The 684-nt window shown below is 59.5% G+C and carries 2 protein-coding genes; one reads left to right on the top strand and one right to left on the bottom strand.

All coding sequences use genetic code 11. The features are described from left to right. Nucleotides 1-459, top strand: a 459-nt coding sequence (locus A5713_RS06845; protein WP_082972824.1) for a class I SAM-dependent methyltransferase, incomplete at its 5' end; no start/stop codon positions are given. Between the two features lie 21 nt (nt 460-480). On the opposite strand, the gene A5713_RS06840 is transcribed toward A5713_RS06845, so the two are convergent. Next, nucleotides 481-684: class I SAM-dependent methyltransferase (locus A5713_RS06840; RefSeq protein ID WP_197516320.1), on the bottom strand; the 204-nt coding region annotated here is incomplete at its 5' end.

Here is a 684-nt window from a genome sequence, read left to right as displayed (position 1 = left end):
ATCGGCGCCTTCGAGGCTTTCAAGATGGAGCGGTACGCCGCGTTCTTCGAACGCGCCTACAACATTCTTCCCGACGACGGCCGCATGTTATTGCATACCATTTTGACCTACACCCAGAAACAGCAGTACGAACGCGGCGTCTCCATCACGATGAATGATCTTCGATTCGCGCGCTTCATTGGCACTGAAATTTTCCCGGGCGGACAATTGCCGGCGCAGGAAGACATCTTCAGGTTCGCCGGCGAAGCGGGGTTCTCCGTGCAGCAGGTCCAATTGCTGCAGGAGCACTACGAGCGCACGCTCAATATCTGGGCGGCCAACCTGGAGGCCAACCGCGAGCAGGCGGTCGAGCTGCAGTCCGAAGAGGTCTACGGCAAGTACATGCACTACCTGACCGGCTGTGAGAACTTCTTCCGCAAGGGCATCAGCAATGTCGGGCAGTTCACCCTCGTGAAGTAGGTGGCGAGGGGCCGGGGACCGCTACTTTTCCAGCGTGAACTGGTCGACGTCCGTGTAACCCTGGCGGAACAGCTTCGCGCAGCCGGTCAGGTACTTCATGTAGCGGTCGTAGACCTCTTGTGACTGGATGGCGACGGCCTGCTCGCGATTGGCCTCGAGGGCGGCAGCCCAGATATTGAGCGTGCGCTCGTAGTGCTCCTGCAGCAATTGGACCTGCTGCACGGA

Source organism: Mycobacterium sp. E2497, from assembly GCF_001668695.1.
Classification (GTDB): Bacteria; Actinomycetota; Actinomycetes; order Mycobacteriales; family Mycobacteriaceae; genus Mycobacterium.
Note: the sequence above shows the minus strand (reverse complement) of the source record. Positions and strands in the feature narration are given on the sequence as shown.